This window comes from Aliidiomarina quisquiliarum, assembly GCF_023922585.1.
GTDB classification, from domain to species: domain Bacteria; phylum Pseudomonadota; class Gammaproteobacteria; order Enterobacterales; family Alteromonadaceae; genus Aliidiomarina; species Aliidiomarina quisquiliarum.
The window spans coordinates 1-17,865 of sequence record NZ_JAMFTN010000027.1 but is presented as its reverse complement, the minus strand read 5'-3'; the positions used below and the strand labels follow the sequence as shown (position 1 = coordinate 17,865).

The window sequence follows — 17,865 nt, the reverse complement described above, 5'->3', positions numbered from 1 at the left end:
TATTAATGCTCCGGCACGGTTTTAGGCGCCAGCGACCAGTCGTTTTCTACCTCTATGGTAACCGGCATGCCCTGGCGTAGGGCTTTGTCGGCGTTGGTTACTACAATGCGTAAGCGGTACACCAAGTCGGTACGTAAGTCTGTGGTTTCAACTGTTTTCGGGGTAAATTCAGCACGGGGTGAAATAAAACCCACCTGCCCCACATAAGTTTTGCTCGACGAGTCGGAATACACCTTTACTTGCGTGCCTGGTGCAATACGGCCTAGCTGTTGCTCGCCAATATAGGCACGAACATACACCGGCGAATTTAAACTTAAGCTATACACGGTTTGCTGGCTGGTAACCATGCTGCCCGGCTCGCGGGTTCGGGTAATAACCGTGCCTTCACTGGGCGCCACTAATTCCGTGTCGGCTAAGGCCGTGGCAACTTGGGCCTGGTGCGCCTGGGCCGAAGCTAAGCGCGCCTCAGCGGCCGCAATGTCTTCGCCGCGAAACCCTTCTACTGCCTGCGACAATGCCGCTCGGGCCGACTTCACTTGCGCCACTGCTTGTTCGTAAGCAGCCCGCGCAGCGTCTAATGCACGCTGGCTACTTAGGCCTGTTTCATACAAGTCGTGTTGGCGGCGGTAATTACTTTCTGTGTCGCGCTCAATGGCCAGCGCCTGATTCACATTTTGTTCGGCCTGAGAAATTTCTTGCGGCCGTAAACCACGTTTCATTTTTGCCAGTTCGGCTTCGGCCAACGCTACGGTTGCCTCGGCTACGCGCAAGGCTTCTTGGTAGGGCTGGGCGTCGAGTGTTGCCATTCTATCGCCCGCCTGCACGCTGTCGCCTTCGTCGAACAACATGGTTTCTATACGGCCTGGCTGCCTAAAAGCCAGCTGCACTTCACGAATGTCTACGTTGCCGTACAGCAGTAGGTTGGGGTTTTCAACAGTTTTACTTTGCTGCCAAAACCAACCGACCAGCGCAATAACAGCCACCACAACCAACCATTTAATAGGCTTAGAAAAGAATGTTTTTATCATGTTTTATACCTCCGCAAGCGTATTGCTACCGCTTGCACTTAACTGCTATTGGCTTGTTTAGGCTTGAATACCCCGGCTGTAAATAGCAAACACACGTGCCGCGTCGTCTTTAATTGTTTTGGTATGCCCAACCAGCACCGACTGCATTACCAAGCCTTGAATAGTTCCCACATACAATAAAGTGGCGGCACTTATGTCTAAATCGGCGTATAGCTGGCCTTGCTCTTTACCCTGAGCAAGTTGCTGGCTAATACGCTCGCTGTAGTGCTGCAATAATGTTTGCACCATTTTTTTAGGTAAGGTTTCACCCGTGCGCTGCAATTCGCCAAACAGCATGCGTGGTATGCCAGGATGTTTAGCCACAAAGTCGACATGGGTTAAAAAAGCTGCCTCTAACCCATCTAAGGGCGACGCGGCATTTTTTATGGCTTTGTCTATTCGGGCTAATAAGCGTTTCGAAACCCAAGCCATAACCGCTTCTAAAATGGCGTCTTTATTAGCAAAGTGGCGAAATATAGCGCCCTGGGTTAAGCCCATGCGCTTAGCAATGGCCGCGGTAGTTATGTCGCTGGGGTTTTGTTCCGCGGCTAAATCAATAACGGTAGCCACAGTGGCAGAACGCCGCTCGTCGGCAGGAAGATGTTTTGGAAACTTGGTCATAACCGGCCCTTAAAGATAGTAACTAGTTACTATCTTATGCCTGAGACTTCGCTTTTGCAAAGGAATTTTACAAACACAAAAAGCCCCACTCAATGCAACGTGGGGCTTTGCTTTAAATAGTTGTTATTATTCGCTTTCTAGTTTGAATGGAGTGCACGGCTGCGCACACACGCACCTGTAACTACCCCGTAAAATAATACAGATTACTCGTAGAATTTCTTTTAAGCTAAAGCAAAGGAGTTTTACGATGAGCAAACGAAAGACTGAAAGCCAAATTGTGGCGATTTTGAAAGAAGCTGAAGTCGGCATGCCGATCAAAAACCTCTGCCGTAAGTATGGCATCGGCAATTCAACATTTTATAAGTGGCGCGAAAAATATGGCGGTATGGAAGCGTCCGATGTGCGGTATAACGCGAGCGTTGTAACGTGCTGTAATGCGGTTGGCATCAGCCGTACCGCTTATTATTACGAACCTAAGTTAACCGATGACACTGCAATCATTGATGCACTCAATGCGTTGATTGAAAAACATCATCGCTGGGGTTTTCCTAAACGCTTTAAACGCCTTCGAAAGCTAGGCCNGCTGAATGGCACGGTTACCCTGAGAAAATTCGCGTTGATAACGGCAGTGAATTTACCTCAGAAGTCTTCACCAGCTGGGCAAAAGTGCATGGCATTATGATTGATTACATCAAACCTGGTTGCCCTTACCAAAACGCATACATTGAGCGATTTAACCGAACGTATCGTGATGATGTACTGGATTTATATATTTTCAACAACCTGAATGAGGTAAAGCAAATAACCGAAGACTGGATTGAGCTATATAACACTGAACGACCACACGACTCACTGAATGACATGACGCCGTTAGAGTACCGAAATGCGGCATAAATTCTCTACGAGATGACTGTGTTATAAATGGGGTATTTACAGTAGGTAACTCCTGGCATGTTTTCAATTAGTGAAGCCAGTTCGTTGCGGCTACTCTGCAAAGCCTGCTGACTCGCAACTTCCTCGCTAATATCCGCATGGGTTCCATACATGAGCAATGGCTCGCCCGTCGCGGTCCACTGAACGACTCTGCCGCGATCGTGGACCCACACCCAATGCCCGAGCTTATGGCGCATTCTGCATTTGCAATCGTACATGTCCCGCTCACCGGAGAAGTGTGCGTTGAGTCTTGCTTCTGACTCTGCGAGATCGTCCGGGTGGACCAAATCCATCCAGGTAGTAATACTGATCGGTTCCAGCTCGGCTAGGGAATAACCAACAATTTCAGCCCATCGCTCATTGAATACGGTCTCACCGCTCTGCACGTTCCATTGCCAGGTACCGACTCTCGTACCCTCAATCACTAATTGTGCACGGTGCTCTTTTTCTTGCATTGTCGCTTCAAGCACTGCCCGAACTTGTTTTGCGTCAACGTCAGCTTCAACCAGAGTTTCAACCATAGCAGCAAGATCTACAAGAAGCTCAACTTGCTGTGCTGATAAAGACCTTGGTTCGGTATCGATAATACATAAGGTGCCAATGTGAAATCGCCCCAGTGCTTTTAGGGGAACACCTGCGTAGAAGCGAATCTTAGGCCCACTGATAACGAGAAGATTATCGGCGAACCGACGGTCACCCCAGGTATCCTCTACAATCAGTGGCCTTTCTTCTAAAATGGTATGACCACAAAATGAGATATCTCGCGCAGTTTCTTGCTCATTCAGTCCATAACAGGATTTAAACCATTGCCTTTCACGGTCAATCAAAGAGACAAGGCACACAGGTACCGAAAATAACTCACTCGCCATGCGGGTGATTCGGTCGAAGCGCGGATCTGAGCCTGAATGTAAAAGCCCGGTTGCATCAAGCGCAGCCTGACGTTGTTTTTCGTCCTCGGGGGTGGCCGGTCGCTGCATCTACAAAACTCCATATGTTCCTCCTATCTAGGTTTATCACAACGCGGAGCCTGTCAAAAGAGAAAAATTTTGAGAATTAATCCGGTGATACTCTAACAATTCGATTCCGGCCTCTGTCTTTGGCCTGGTATAGGGCTTTGTCGACAGCATTTAATAAATTGTCTGGGTACTGATAACGATGACTCATTTCGGCAACACCAAAACTGGCGGTGACATTAAGTAATAAATCCTGCCCCTGAATGCTCACACAAGCTTTTTTCAGCTTGTCCTGTAACTTTCTAGCAATTTTGATCGCTGACTCAATATCAGCACCGTATAGAATAACCGCAAACTCTTCGCCTCCGAGACGAGCAAACAGGTCATTACCGCGCACCGCCTGTTGAATCACTCGCGCTCCCTCGATTAAAACTGCATCGCCTACGGAGTGACCATATGTATCATTGATCGATTTGAAAAAGTCGTAGTCGAAGATAATAATGCTAAATGCCGATCGATTTTTGTGATAGTTAGAAAATGCATGCTTTAAGGATTGGTTGAAATGTCTGCGATTTGCTATGCCAGTCAGCGCATCTGTTGAGGCCAAAATACGCAGGTTTTCTTCATTATGTTTTTCGGCAGTAATATTTCGGACAGTTCCTAGTAATTGAACATCCCCGCAGGGCAAGGTCGTCAATTCGCCTAGCTCATGTACCCAAACCACATCGCCTGAAGGGGTGCATACCCGATGAGATACTTCATATTTACCTGTCTCCCAGGCCTTTTCCATTGCTGCCTGCTCTATCCCAACGTCATCTGGATGGATAACTGAAAGAAAGTTTTTAATTGACGGCTCAAATGTTCCACGTTCTATGCCTAACACATCATAAACGTTATCGGACCACTCTAAACGATTTTGATAAGGGTATGCGACCCAATGCCCAAGCTTCGCTATACGCTGAGCCTCTCTAAGCTGAGACTGAGTTTTGCCAGCGCCTTCTCGGTTTCTTTTTCCCTGGTTATGACCATAATTTGCCCATGCCAAAGCGTACTTCCGTTTTCGAGCCTCGTGGGCATTGCCTGACCACGCAGCCATTCTATGCACCCCTCAAGACTGACTCGATAATCACATTTCCAAATTGACATCTCTTGCTTTGATTTCTCTATACTCTCTAAAAGCCGCTGCTTATCTTTTGGATGGATCACATCAAATATTACATCCGCATTGTCGCTAATTAATGTGTCCGGATCCATTAGACCAGTTCAAGCCGCTTCGGCGCCAACATTGTAAATTGCTATAATGTTTGGACTGACAAAAGGGAACGAAGCTTTACCCTCAGTGTCTATCATAAACTGATATAACATGCCCGGGACGGCCTGCATAAGAGAGTCAATCATTTTTTGCTGGCGATACTGCAAATCGACGCTCACAACGGAGCCAACAATGCTAATCAACTGATTATTTCGAAAGGCTTTCTTACTCCGGTCAGATACCCAAATATACCGTCCCGCTCGTGTTTTTAAACGGTAGTTGCGGTGCAGCTCAACCTGGGTTGGGTTCTTGAGAAGCTCGACGAATTTGATAAATGAGGCCTCAAAATCGTCAGGATGCACGAGCTCATCCCAACCACTTTCCTTTTTAAGAGTGTCTCCATCTACATCCAGTAATGATTCGACGTTCGCTGACAAATATTCCATCTGATATGGTGAACTGGCAACTACCCGATAGATAACCGCAGGGCTAGAAAGTAGCGTTTCATTTAACAGCCCGGCTACATGGGCATTAATTTCCTTCATATTATTCAACTGGGACGTCCTTGTTCTATAGCAAGAGACCCGGAAAAGGCAGCGCTAACCGATTACGCATTAGCCTGTAACAGAGTTCCACATAACATGAATTCACTTCAACTTTACTGACGTGATTTTCATACTTCTAGCTCGACCAAGCCCATACTACAAGCACCGTGACAATCGTAATGGGCTTAGACGAACCCTTGTGTCATGAAAAATGGAGTATGAGCTTCGACTGACTTAACACAATCCCCGTGCTAAAAAGCCAACAATGCTTTATTACGCTTTCAATTGTCAGAAAACACTGTAGGCCCAAATTCAACGACGAACGGCTTCGTTCTGTTCAACTTCGAAAATAGCTTCAACCCGACGATTCGCGGGGTTTTCTTTGTCGCCGTAATTCAATGGTCTTGTATCTGCATAACCTTGCGTTTCAATTCTCGAAGCATCAATGCCGAAAACATCCACGAGAACAGACTTCACTGCATCAGCTCTTTCCTGAGAAAGCTGACGATTGCGCCAACCACGACCACTTGAGTCGGTGTGACCTTCAATTCGTAGCATTTGGTCTGGGTTCTGACGCAGGTGCTCTGCGAACACGGAAATTTCCTGCAGAAACTCGTCCTGAATATCAGCAGAGTTAAGTGCAAAAGTTACATTAATTTCAAACCTACGATCTCTGGCTTGATATTGAGAGCAACCATATTCGTTAACAGCATGCTCAGCGGGCGTGCCTGGGCACAGATCGAGATAGTCAGGGACGCCGTCACCGTCTGCGTCAGGAATTTCGACAGAAGCAGCCTGTGTAGCATAAGGTTCTGGAATAGCTTGTAAGGCTCTTTTCTGACCAAAGGTATATTGCAAGATGGCAGTTACATGAATATCATCAAACCCACGTTGCGTTGTCGCTTGGTAGGCGAGCTCAATTCTCGAGCTGATACGATCAGTGAAGTTATATCGGTGCCCACCAGTTAAACGAAGGCCGAAACCTCTTTGGTCACCCAGATCCGTATGATTAACACCCACACCACCATAAAAACCTTCTGAGAACCCAAAAAGCATGTCTACGCCGGAGCTGTATCCCCTGGCCGTCCGGTTAGTGTTTCGATACTCTGCACTTAAATGGTCATAATAAGCTCTGAAAGCGAGCTCCTCGGCTACCACAAAACCTAGTTCAATACCTGGCGCAAATGTGCGCAGTCCATCTCGAATGTTAAATTCGCTCTCATCAATTGTTTCTGTTCGCTGACTATCCAAATGCATCCAGCCACCCCTTGCGCCTGCAAAACCAGTGATGTCATCGGCTAGAACCGATGGCGTTGCCGAGAGTAAGACAGCCCCGACGCTTACGCACGCGAGTTTCGGCAGCAGAGTATTCATTTGGTGTTCTCCATGTTATTTTGTGTTAACTAGCTTTAATGCTATAGTGTTCAGCGTTAAACATTCCTGAACATATTTTGCGAGTAAAAATATAATGCTAATCATCACGCATACGTGAAAATTAATCTAGTGGCATACGAACAAAATTTCCTCAGCAGAGTATCAAAATTTCGAGTTACTGGGATCTCTATTTTAATAGCCGGTACCTTAGTATCTGCGCATTTATATGCTGAAGCAGAGCAATCGAATGCATGCTGGGTTGTCAACTTTGAAGTTTCAGAGCGTTTTGTTCGGCAATCCTACGGAAATGAAAAAGCAGCCGTTACCAATCAATGGCGTTCGATGATAAGGAATATTCAGAATCAACCCGATAGTACCAAAATTCGTACCGTAAATGATTTCTTCCATAGAAATCTAACCTACCAAACCGACATGCGTGTACATGGAATAGAAGACTACTGGACAACGCCTCTGGAAACTATAGGGCAAGGTGTTGGTGATTGTGAAGATTACGCAATCGCCAAATATATTAGCCTAAGACTAGCTGGTGTTGAAGCAAGTAAATTACGCTTAATATATGTTCGTGCACAGATAGGCGGACCTCGCAGTAGCTTTAGCCAGGCGCATATGGTTTTAGGCTACTTTGAGACTCCGTCTTCAGAGCCTTTGATTCTTGACAGTTTAGTACGCAATATTTTACCAGCTTCGGAACGTGATGATTTAACACCCGTTTTCAGTTTTAATAGTGATGGACTTTGGGCTGGTTCAACAGGAAGTAGAGCGGCTTCCAGCCCCACATCAAGATTATCACGTTGGCGCAACGTGATTGAACGCATGGAACAGCAAGGCATTTACCTGGAGCATCAATGATGACTTTAAATAAACAACTTTGGGCAATTATAACTACTGTCGTTGTTTTCATGTTTTTGTGTGGAGTGTTGGTCTCAACTGCGTCAAACATACACCAAATTAATCAGCAACTCGCTATTAAAAATAATGATAGCGCAAATCTTCTCGCACAGATGCTGACTGAAATCGACAAAGACCCTGTTTTATTGGAGTTGCTTATTTCAGCTCAGTTTGACACTGGGCATTATGAGTATATCAAGCTAAGGGGAATTAATAGCGACTTTGATATCACCCTTGAATTTGAAGGAACGGCCCAAGCCAACGCGCCCTTGTGGTTCTCTTCTGCTATCAATATAGACGCACCTGCTGGCGTTGCTCATATTAGTGACGGCTGGAGTCAATTTGGCACTATTGAGATAAAAAGCCATTCAGGCTTTTTTGTCAGCGAAATCTGGGCGGCTACTATACGCTTCGCAATCTGGTCAGCTCTGATTGGCATAGTGATAGGCTCTTTAAGTATGGTGCTGCAACGCATCGTGACCCGGCCCCTGGATAAAGTAATTAATCAGGCTGAGGCGCTGGGAGAGAAACGTTTTATTTCACTGCCGCTACCCAAGACTATAGAATATCGACGCCTTGTGTCAGCCATGAACCTTTTGACACGTCGGGTAAAAAGTATCCTTGAAAAGGAAAATGATAAACTCAACGCTTTGAGAGCCAAGACTGAGCATGACGAACTAACGGGGTTAGCAAACAGAAACGTCTATTTAAGTAATCTAGGCGCATTGCTCGCAAGCAGTGATAAATCGGAAGACCACGGTGTCGCTATTATTCGGTTGAGACAACTAGATAAACTGAATAAAGAGCTGGGACGGCGCCATGTTGATGCATTCATTATCAAGTTGGCACAAACCCTAGAGCTCCTTTGCAAACATAATGTTTCAAAGTTTGAATCCTATACCGTCGCGAGATTAAATGGGTCTGATTTCTCTATACTTGTTAGTCACCCAACTAACTTCTCGGATTTTTCACGAAAAATATATGAAAGTGTTGCATCTTTATGTAATGAACAAGGTCTGAATTTAAACCAAGTTCTGGTTGGATCAACAAACTTCAGTTCCGATGATACTAAAGCACAGACATTGATGCGTATAGACTCAGTATTGAGTGATATTGAGTCGAACGAATCGAATAGTTCATACTTGCATTCTGACGAAGCTAGAGTCAGCCCGTACTTAACCACCGAGGATTGGCGGGTGGCTCTTGAATCAGCGGTCAAAGCGCAGCAGGTATTCTTCCAGCTCTATCCTGTGATCATGGTAAATGAAAACCGTGTTATTCATTATGAAGGCATGATAAGAGCGCAACTGAAAGATGAAATTCGTTCCGCAGGGTTCTTTCTTCCTTGGGCGCGACGCTTAGGGCTTATAGACGTTATCGAGCTTTCAGCACTACACCGCTTGTTTGAGAGAAGTGTTGCTCATGACAAGCAAACATCTATCAAGTTATCTTATGAGTTTTTAAGTAAGGAGGCCAACCGCGCTGCATTGAAAAAGCTAGCACAACTTCATCCATATGCTCGCGTGTCTATCGAAATTCATGAAATTGCGCTTATTGAACATTTTGATGCTATTGAGTCCTATTGCGTTGAACTCCAAAAAGCAGGCTTTTCCATTGGTTTGCAATCAGCGCTTAACTGCTTTAATCAACTTAGTAATATACAGCAGTTAGGTCTTGATTTTATTAAGCTACACGCAACACTAACTCAGGGGGCTCACGAGTCGGTCGATGGTCAGAATATTCTTAAAGGATTCTGTCGGGTTGGTCACTCATTGGGAACAGTGGTTATTGCGCAAGGTTTTCAGCCCCAACATGATAGAGGGCTGCTAGAGGAGCTGGGGGTTGACGGGCTTACCGGCCCAGGGGTTAACCTAAGTTAATATTATCATCATCATAGTCGATTTTATAATCGAGGTTGCCCACTTTTTTTCTTAAATCCTGCCGCTTAATTAACTTAGCTTGGGCAGGTTTGGGAAGATCAGTGAATTGGATAACACCTTTGTTAATTAATATATCGACTAAATCTTCAAAAATGCGAGCGACATCAGTATCTGATTGAGTTAGTTCTGCATGCGACTTACCGGCTAAAGAGTTCCAAAATTTCGTTAACTCAGAGCTGTCGCTGGCGATAAATTCGTTGGTTTCATCGCTGACATTTGCGCTTACGGACTCAATTTGACCATCGCTACTTCTTTTAATATAAGGCATGTGTACCTCAGAAACTCTATAAATTAACGTTTTAAAACTAGCAACGCTAGTTGAAGTCGATCTTTGACATTGAGCTTTTTAAAAATATTCGTAAGGTGGTCTTTCACCGTTCTTTCAGCCACGAAAAGCGCTGCAGCGATCTCAGCATTAGAGTAGCCTTTCAAAATTAACTGGACAACATCAGCCTCTCTCTCGCTTAGTCCCAGCCCTGCACAGTCACTATTGCGGTTTTCTCCATTCATTAGTTCTGTAACAGACCCCGTAAGCTGCCTTAGGAATTTGGCTGGAATCCATATTGAATCCTTCGTCACCGCCATCTTAATTGCGTGCAAAGTATCCTTATCGGTAATCGCAGGACAATAGCCCGACGCGCCAGAATTGATTGCTGTTTCCATTTCTCTGGCATTCGGCAAAGTCGACATTACTACAACATGGCACTCTTTTTTAACCGCTTCCAACACCATTTCGCGCCAGGTGTTTTGTAAAGTTAAGACCCATAGAGTATCCCCTTGTTTTAATTTACTCAGGTCACTGGGGGCCTCTGTCACAAGGCTACGACTCGAAAACTCTGCCCAGGCTGAGTTTCGGAAACCTTTGGTAGACACGAATATATCCATTCAGCTATCGCTCCGTGAGTGCCATTGAAGTAGCTCTTAGCACTGGCTTCAATAGGTATTGCATAATAGTCCGTTTACCTGTGATGATATCAACTTCTGTTGTCATCCCAGGGATAATATTGATGTGCTCTGGTAGCTCATCCGCGATGGTAGCTAGCCTTACGATATAAAATGTATTATCTCGCTCATCAGTAATGGTGTCCGCACTTATATGCCGAACTTCTGCGGGAAACCCTCCGTAGATCATGAAATCATAGGCTGTGAATTTTATCATAGCCTCTTGACCTGGACGTAAGAATGCAATGTCCTGAGGCCTTATTCTCGCCTCAATAATTAACTGATCATTTAACGGAATAATGTCCAGAACATCCCTGCCCGGAGAAACAACCCCGCCAACGGTGTTGACGTGCATTGTTTGCACGACCCCCCTTGTCGTTGCTCTAATTTCGCTCTGCCTTACTCTGTCCGCTAAACCTGCCTCTGCTTCTGACAGACCACTCAGCCGCGCAGAGGCAATAGCAAGCTGAGCCCGCCATTCATTACGCATCGCAACTTCTACCTCTCGCAGCCTTGCTTCCGCTTCACTTATTGCGCCACTAGTTCGCTCTATACTTGCATCTGTTCGCTCAACGTCACCCTGCAAAATGGTAACTTCTCTCTCCAAACGCAGTAGCTCTACTTCAGAAACTGCACCACTTCGCCGTAACGGCCAGGTAACTTCTAGTTCACGCCGTGTTAAAGCCAGGGAGTCTCGATGCTGTCTGAAAGCCGCTCGTAACTCCTCTAATTCATTCTGTCGCTGTTCAAGCTGCGCCTCGAATACTGCACGCCGCTGCGCTAACTCGTCCATGCTAGAATGATAGAGTTCTAGTTGATCCTCAATCACAATCGGCGCGTTCTCTTCTAGCTCCGCAGGGAATACTGGTTCAACGCCCGCCACTAAGGCTCGAAGTCTGGCAACCTCACCTGCGCGAGCAAAGTATTCAGAGCGTTGCTCTCGAAAGTCCGAAATAAACCTAGTTGGGTCGATTCTTAGCAGCGTCTCGCCAGCTTCGACTACCTGTCCTTCGGATACCAGTATTTCCTGAACAACACCACCATCGAGGGACTGTAAGCGTTGCAATTGCGACGAAGGGACGACTCTACCGTCGCCTCTGACTACCTCATCGATCTCTGCATATCCAGCCCAAAGCACTAGCATAAACAATACAAATGCTATTGCATAAAGTAACACTCTGGATTTAATTGGTGATTGCTGTATTTCGGCCCATTCACCATCAACTAACCAATCAGAAGACTTCGGTATCGTCAGCCACCGCCCAAAAAGCGCATCAAATATTCTACTGCCGGCTGCACCTTGCGACGTCACTTTTCCTAGTGCTTTAAAGGCCTTTTCCTCGGAGGTAGTATTACTAGCTGATTTACTGCTAACTTTTTCTCTTTGTTTTTGGCTTGTATGTTTTATTTTAACACCCGGCATCAGCCAGCCCCCACTCTGCCAGAACGTAAAGCTTGTAGAACGTCTTCTTTATTACCATCGGCTACTTTTTTACCACCATCGATAACAATAATTCTGTCTACAAGCTCTAACATGGACGTTTTGTGAGTTACTACAATTAAGGTCTTTCCCTGTAAAGTATCACTCAGCGTCCGCCGAAGTAGGTCTTCACTATTGTGATCCAAAGAGCCTGTCGGCTCGTCAAGCATGACAATAGGAGGGTCATTGATAAGCCCCCTGGCCAGCGCGACGAGTTGTCTTTGTCCTCCGGATAAGTTACGCCCGCGCTCTTGAATCATGTGGTTGAAACCGTCAGGAAACTGCCCTATTACAGATGACAAGCCAACTTGATTCGCGATCTCGACGAGTCGTTCGGGGCGGAATTTATCGGTTGGAAGCATGATATTATCTTGTAAAGTACCGAAAAAAAGATCCGCTTCCTGAGGTAAAAATCCAATGTTGCGTCTCACTTCGGTCAAGTTGAGCTGCCTCACATTGATGTCGTCGAGCCGTACCTCTCCTTTTTGCGGGTGGTAAAGCCCCAGGAGCAATCGAGTTACTGATGACTTTCCTGACCCATTTCGTCCCAATATAGCGACCCGTTCTCCGGGCTTTATCACGAAAGATAAGTTGCTTAGCACGTCGGGGCCATCTTCGTCATAGGCAAAATCAACATTTTTAAACTCAATCCCACCCTGCAAGATCGGCTTTGACACTTGAGAAGTTTCTTCGTCGCTTTCGGTTTCTTTACTCATCAATTCATTGAGTGAGGTCATAGCGGTTGCTGCATTATGGTACTGCCCCAGAAGGCCGGCAGCCTGACCAATTGGTGCCATGGCGCGGGAAGACAATAAATAAGCAGCAATAATACCTCCAACAGTCAATTCGCCAGCAATAACAAGATAAACACCTATCACTATCATGCTAATAGCAACCGTTTGCTGTAACCAGGATCCTGATGTAGACAATGATGCAGACAGTACACGCATTCGTGCCGCTGTACGACTAATGAAAATAGTACTCTTTTCCCAGGTCGACTGTACTTTACTCTGTGCATTAAAAGATTTAACCAAGGGCATTGCACTAACAGACTCAACCAGCGAAGCATTGCGCATTGCCGCCGCTTTCATACTATCTTCCGCAAGCTGTTTCATTTTGTGCTGTGTCATTAAAGCATATAAAAACAACAATACAGCGCCAATGATAATTGGCAGCGCCAGATAAGGGTTAATAATCGCTATAACCGCAATAAAGAAGATTACAAAGGGTAAATCCACAAGCGCGTTGACAGCTGCGGAGCTAAAAAATTGTCGGACAGACTCAAACCCTTGAATACCGGATACAAACGATCCAGTCGCCTGTGGCGTGTCACTCATTTTCATGCCCAACACATGATGCACTATATTTGCCGACACTTTTACGTCTATCCTATTCGCTGCGAGGTCTACATACCAAGTACGCATTAAACGTAAAATCATGTCTGCGGTTATCGCAATAAACACACCGACAGCCAACACCCACAGCGTTTCAGTTGCTTGATTAGGAACGACTCTGTCATACACATTCATAACAAACAAAGGCATTGCCAATGCAAAGATATTTATGAGCAACGCGGCAATCAAGACGTCGCGGTATAACCTTCGGTTTTCACTAATGACGCCCCAGAACCAATGCTTCTTCTTAGTGCGTATCGCATCGTCAGCCCTTTTGTCAAAGTCAAACTCTGGTCGGCAGTAAATCACATAGCCATTGCATGTGCTGGCTAACTCGGACAACGGAAGCTCAATGGTAGAGCCGGGTAAATCTGGGTATACAACCTCTGCTGTCCCTTTTGCGTAATCGACCGTATGCAACACACAGGCTTGATCATCTTCCAGCAAAATGACAGCTGGTAGCAATGATGGATTAAGGTTGGTAATACTCCGGCTTAACACCTGCGAGGCTAACTTCAACCTGCTAGCTGCTCGCTCAAACGTACTAGGGGTAAGGTCCCCGTTGGTGAGTGGCAAACCGGCTAGGACTGTAGCTTCATTAAAATATCGCCCGTGAATACGGGCGATAACTTCAAGACATTTCAGTAAATCTTTATTATGTCCAGTTTCTGACACGTTACTTCCTTTAAGACGTTTCAACCATAATTCACGTATTGGCCTAAGTCATACTGCGGACAAACATAATCAAAGTCAACGTCAATGGATGAGTCCTTTCTCGGCTCAGGAAAATGAGATTCCGCTCCACCAACCACTGGGGTTAGTGACCCCATACTGCTTAATAGCGCCGCACGACGAATAACTTCATCATATTGAGCGTTGGTGTAAGCAATACTAGCTTGGAAATATTCATTTTCAGAATCAAGCACATCAAGCAAGGTTCTGTTGCCAATACCAAATTGATCAGAGTATGCAACGCGCACTCGGTCAGACGAGTTCCTGTGTTGGCGCAGGTTAGGGATTTGTCTTTGTAAATTTTTCAGCTCGTTGTTACTGACCTGAATATCCTGTCGAATGTCCATACAAACGCCTGTGCGCACATCCTGAGCCTGATTGTAGAGTTCATAAGAACGCCTGATATTTGCCCGGTCACTACCGCCTCGGAACAGATTGTAGCGCATTTGCACACCAACTCTGGCTTCTCGTTGTGTGCCAGCAAATATACCTATCTCATCATTTTCTCTAACGCCATATGACGCATTAAATTCGAATACTGGCTTATTGCGCCCTTCATTTGCACTGATGTTGTGCCGCTCGGCTTCAATATTATGTAACGATGCCAGGAAGCGAGGGTTGTGCTGGTAGGCGTGACGTAATTGAGCCACCACATCCTGAGACAGTAAGGGGCTTTCCAACGATACGTCTTCAAGCGTTGCAGGAGGTAGCGTACCCACCACTCTCAAGTATCGTGCAATCACATCGTGCAGGTTCGATTGTTCAGTCAGTAAGTTCGACTGAGCCAGCGCCATTCGACCACTGATTTGCTCTAAATCAGAGTTACGGACAACCCCGGCCTCAAAACTTTCTTCAACTTGATCGAACACGGTTTGGTGTTGGCGATAATTCTCAGCTGCCAAACGCACTAGTTCTTGCTGTCGCTTGACGTCAACATAAACTCTGACAGTATCAAATGTTATGTTATTCGCCATCCCCAAGAGTTCGCGATACCTGACCAACTGAACTTCTTCAAATCTCGCTATATTGTGACGCGCAATACCGTTATAAAGAAGTTGATTAAGTTGCACCTCAGCAAAGGCACCACTAAAAGTACGATTATTAGAGTAGTTCCGATCCGTAAAGTCGTAGCCACTTACCAAGTCCACGTTTGGTTTAACGTCTCCCGATGCGATATCAATGTCCGCGTCACTAAGCAAAACCTCTCGCCACATCTGACGGACTTCAGGGTTCTGATTCAACGCCTGATTAACTGCTCGTTCAAGACTGGCTGACGCGGGCATGGTTGCAATTAATGCAGCCAAGGAAAGTCCATGTACCGCACTACGCTTAATAAAAATACTCTTTTTCTTATTCATGCTAATCCCTTTTTCCCTTTCCTTCCTTATTATAAAGAAGGGTTAGAGCCTAATCTACCCCTTCCTTATTATAAAGAAGGGTTAGAGCCTAATCTACCCCTTCTTTATTAGTACAACAACACTATAAACTATATAGCCTTTTAGGGTTACTTCACATAACTATCACTAGAGTTTACATTCTGGTTCTCATCATGCGAGTTGGTGCCGCTTATTCCAGAGTCAATAATAAGCTGACCGTTATTCAACAGCGCCTGAATAAAGTCGGCAGAACTTCCACCACTCATACTCACATCGCTAAGTTGAATAAGCTGATTGGCGTTAGCGCTATCGCCTGCCAGACCACCTTCCGAGCTAATATACAGAATTGTGTTACCGTTTCCATCTTCTGCGGCAATAATGTAATCATTAATGTTCGATGGACTCTCGCCAACCAAAAGGTCCGACAAATCGAGTCTGTCTGCTTCTGAATCGTTTGCAAAGTTACCTAACGAAAAGTCCTGAATAGTGTCCACAGCCGGTATGTTTATTGTGCCTTCATGCCCGTCGTTCCAAATGAAAGTATCATTACCACCTCCACCGATAAGCACATCATTACCACCACCGCCAGTGATCTCATCGTCCTGTAGACCACCCACAATCAAATCTGAGTCTCCAGTACCTTCCAATGAGTTGGAGATATTCGTTTCGCCAAAAATGAAAGATTTGACATCTACTGACTCATTTCCAAATTCATCAACCCCGACAACTTTCAGCTCCCCAGTACGGCCGATTAAAGCACCCAGCTCGAAGTTCCAGTTACCGTTAGCATCTGTAGTAGTGCTTCCTAGTTGTGTTTCAACGCCATTCTCATCAATTTGAGACAATACAACAGATGAGTTAGCCGCACCTTGTCCATTAACAATAAATTCTCTGAAACCTACATCGGTATCATACAGATCATTGATAAGGTATTCATTACCTGACCAACCAAACCATCCGTAGGAACCTGTCTGAACGCCGTTAGAATCGACCACCACCGAGTATAAATTACCATTCACAGTTCCCTGCAATACTAATATGTCTCTAGCTTCACCGGTGAAGGAGAAATAATCAGACCGGGTAACCGTCATTTCCACTTCAAAGTTACCATTCACATGGCCAGCAGCATTCACGGTTTGCCAGGACACTAAGTAAGTATCGCCCACAGCCATCAGAGCCGTTGTATTACTGCCATCGACACTGGTTATCGACAGGTTACGAGTTCTATTGACGTCATTATTAGTCAAGCGGCCAGTGACGCCATTATTCGTGTTTGCGAGGTTTGTAGTGACGCCAAACTGACTCGTTGAAAGTCCCCCCTCCCATATCAGCTGAGTCACCTCAATACCTGCTTCTTCTTTCAACTCGAAGTTAGAAATAGCTATTGAAGGTACAATTACGCCAGGGGCCTCGGCCTGCGCTGTTGCAGTATTACCCACTGCGTCGCTAACCGTTGCTTTAGCAGTGTAATTGCCAACCGCCAATGGACGAACCAGGCTGACTGACCAGGTGCCATCACTTTGTACCACTCCTGTGACCGTCTGCTCTACACCGTTCTCATCCGTTACTGTAACCGTCACCGTCGCGCCTTTTTCATCTGACGTCCCGCTAATATCAGGCATGGTGTTGTTGGTATTCGTTGGCAGATCGTCGAATTCAATGAGTGGTGGCGTTAAGTCTATTTCACCGGTTGTTTCGGCAGTAGTAACATTGCCTACTGCATCACTTACTCTCGCGTCTACTTGATATACGCCCTCTGCAAGTGATGAATTAACTTCTGCACTCCATGTACCGTCGGCAAGAACCACGGCCGTCAATGTTTGCTCATTACCCGCTGCATCCTTCACCACTATGGTCACGGTCGCCCCGATCTCATCTGAGGTACCAGTGATGGTTGGTGTGGTATCGTTGCTGTCCGGCGCATCGACGGTGAGCACCGGCGGAGTCGTATCAAGGTCAGCATTAGTCGTAGCATTAACAGTGTTACCATTATTGTCCGTGGCTGTTGCTGTAACAGTGAGTTCACCATCTGCTAAGCCACTGACGTCAACCCCCGCAATGCTATAACTACCATCCGCAGCTAGTGTAGCTACCACAGTGACCACGTTACCGTTCTGGTCGGATATTGAAATACTTACAGTACTTCCCGCCGGTAAATCTAGCGACTGCCCCTCAATATCGAGAGTAGCGTTTTGATGGTTAACCGTCGCATTCACACTCAGTGCTGCATCAACTGCATCCAGCTCGGCACTGGTGCTGTCATTGACCGGGCTACCGTTGTTGTCTGTCGCCACCACATCAATGGTCAATGGACCATCGGTCAAGCCGCTGACATCAATGCCGTCCA

The 17,865-nt window shown here is 46.0% G+C and carries 14 protein-coding genes and 1 pseudogene; 3 read left to right on the top strand and 12 right to left on the bottom strand.

The annotated features are described in order from the left end of the window. Positions 1–2: 2 nt before the first annotated feature. Entirely contained in the window at positions 3–1,028 is a 1,026-nt protein-coding gene (gene hlyD, locus M1L23_RS11830) for a secretion protein HlyD (RefSeq protein ID WP_252627646.1), read from the bottom strand. Between the two features lie 57 nt (positions 1,029–1,085). Continuing rightward, on the bottom strand, positions 1,086–1,688 hold the full coding sequence (locus M1L23_RS11825; protein WP_252627645.1) for a TetR/AcrR family transcriptional regulator: 603 nt from the start codon (positions 1,686–1,688) through the stop codon (positions 1,086–1,088). 247 nt (positions 1,689–1,935) lie between these two features. Here M1L23_RS11825 and M1L23_RS11820 point away from each other — a divergent pair. Next, positions 1,936–2,582, top strand: a pseudogene (locus M1L23_RS11820) (integrase core domain-containing protein). Between the two features lie 5 nt (positions 2,583–2,587). Here M1L23_RS11820 and M1L23_RS11815 read toward each other — a convergent pair. The 4 genes from M1L23_RS11815 to M1L23_RS11800 all read right to left on the bottom strand — a co-directional run bounded on the left by M1L23_RS11815 (position 2,588) and on the right by M1L23_RS11800 (position 6,745). Beyond that, positions 2,588–3,598 (bottom strand): PAS domain-containing protein, encoded by a 1,011-nt coding sequence (locus tag M1L23_RS11815; protein ID WP_252627644.1) that lies wholly within the window; start codon positions 3,596–3,598, stop codon positions 2,588–2,590. A 76-nt stretch (positions 3,599–3,674) separates the two neighbouring features. Then, positions 3,675–4,670 carry a sensor domain-containing diguanylate cyclase gene (locus M1L23_RS11810; RefSeq protein WP_252627642.1) on the bottom strand — a complete coding sequence of 332 codons (996 nt, stop codon included), beginning with the start codon at positions 4,668–4,670 and terminating at the stop codon, positions 3,675–3,677. Positions 4,671–4,837: 167 nt separating this feature from the next. Then, the gene (locus M1L23_RS11805; RefSeq protein ID WP_252627673.1) at positions 4,838–5,371 is read right to left on the bottom strand and encodes a PAS domain-containing protein; all 534 of its coding nucleotides are present in this window, start codon (positions 5,369–5,371) and stop codon (positions 4,838–4,840) included. A 312-nt stretch (positions 5,372–5,683) separates the two neighbouring features. Next, positions 5,684–6,745, bottom strand: a complete 1,062-nt coding sequence (locus M1L23_RS11800) for an OmpA family protein (RefSeq protein ID WP_252627641.1) — start codon at positions 6,743–6,745, stop codon at positions 5,684–5,686. Positions 6,746–6,859: 114 nt separating this feature from the next. Between M1L23_RS11800 and M1L23_RS11795 the strand changes: the two genes are divergently transcribed. Both M1L23_RS11795 and M1L23_RS11790 read left to right on the top strand, forming a co-directional pair. After that, on the top strand, positions 6,860–7,615 hold the full coding sequence (locus tag M1L23_RS11795; protein ID WP_252627640.1) for a transglutaminase-like cysteine peptidase: 756 nt from the start codon (positions 6,860–6,862) through the stop codon (positions 7,613–7,615). After that, the gene (locus tag M1L23_RS11790) at positions 7,612–9,534 is read left to right on the top strand and encodes an EAL domain-containing protein (RefSeq protein ID WP_252627639.1); all 1,923 of its coding nucleotides are present in this window, start codon (positions 7,612–7,614) and stop codon (positions 9,532–9,534) included. Before M1L23_RS11795 ends, M1L23_RS11790 begins: the two co-directional genes overlap by 4 nt. On the opposite strand, the gene M1L23_RS11785 is transcribed toward M1L23_RS11790, so the two are convergent. From M1L23_RS11785 to M1L23_RS11760, 6 genes are all read right to left on the bottom strand, one after another. Next, positions 9,521–9,862 (bottom strand): hypothetical protein, encoded by a 342-nt coding sequence (locus M1L23_RS11785; RefSeq protein ID WP_252627637.1) that lies wholly within the window; start codon positions 9,860–9,862, stop codon positions 9,521–9,523. The genes M1L23_RS11790 and M1L23_RS11785 overlap by 14 nt on opposite strands. Positions 9,863–9,885: 23 nt before the next feature. Continuing rightward, positions 9,886–10,467, bottom strand: a complete 582-nt coding sequence (locus tag M1L23_RS15025; RefSeq protein ID WP_252627634.1) for a response regulator transcription factor — start codon at positions 10,465–10,467, stop codon at positions 9,886–9,888. Positions 10,468–10,483: 16 nt separating this feature from the next. Then, positions 10,484–11,959: an HlyD family type I secretion periplasmic adaptor subunit gene (locus M1L23_RS11775; protein WP_252627633.1), complete on the bottom strand. Its 1,476-nt coding sequence runs from the start codon at positions 11,957–11,959 to the stop codon at positions 10,484–10,486. Next, positions 11,959–14,085 (bottom strand): type I secretion system permease/ATPase, encoded by a 2,127-nt coding sequence (locus M1L23_RS11770; RefSeq protein ID WP_252627632.1) that lies wholly within the window; start codon positions 14,083–14,085, stop codon positions 11,959–11,961. Before M1L23_RS11770 ends, M1L23_RS11775 begins: the two co-directional genes overlap by 1 nt. Before the next feature lie 20 nt (positions 14,086–14,105). Further along, positions 14,106–15,500 carry a TolC family outer membrane protein gene (locus M1L23_RS11765; RefSeq protein WP_252627630.1) on the bottom strand — a complete coding sequence of 465 codons (1,395 nt, stop codon included), beginning with the start codon at positions 15,498–15,500 and terminating at the stop codon, positions 14,106–14,108. A gap of 146 nt (positions 15,501–15,646) precedes the next feature. Further along, the coding region (locus tag M1L23_RS11760; RefSeq protein ID WP_252627629.1) for a beta strand repeat-containing protein at positions 15,647–17,865 on the bottom strand (2,219 nt) is incomplete at its 5' end.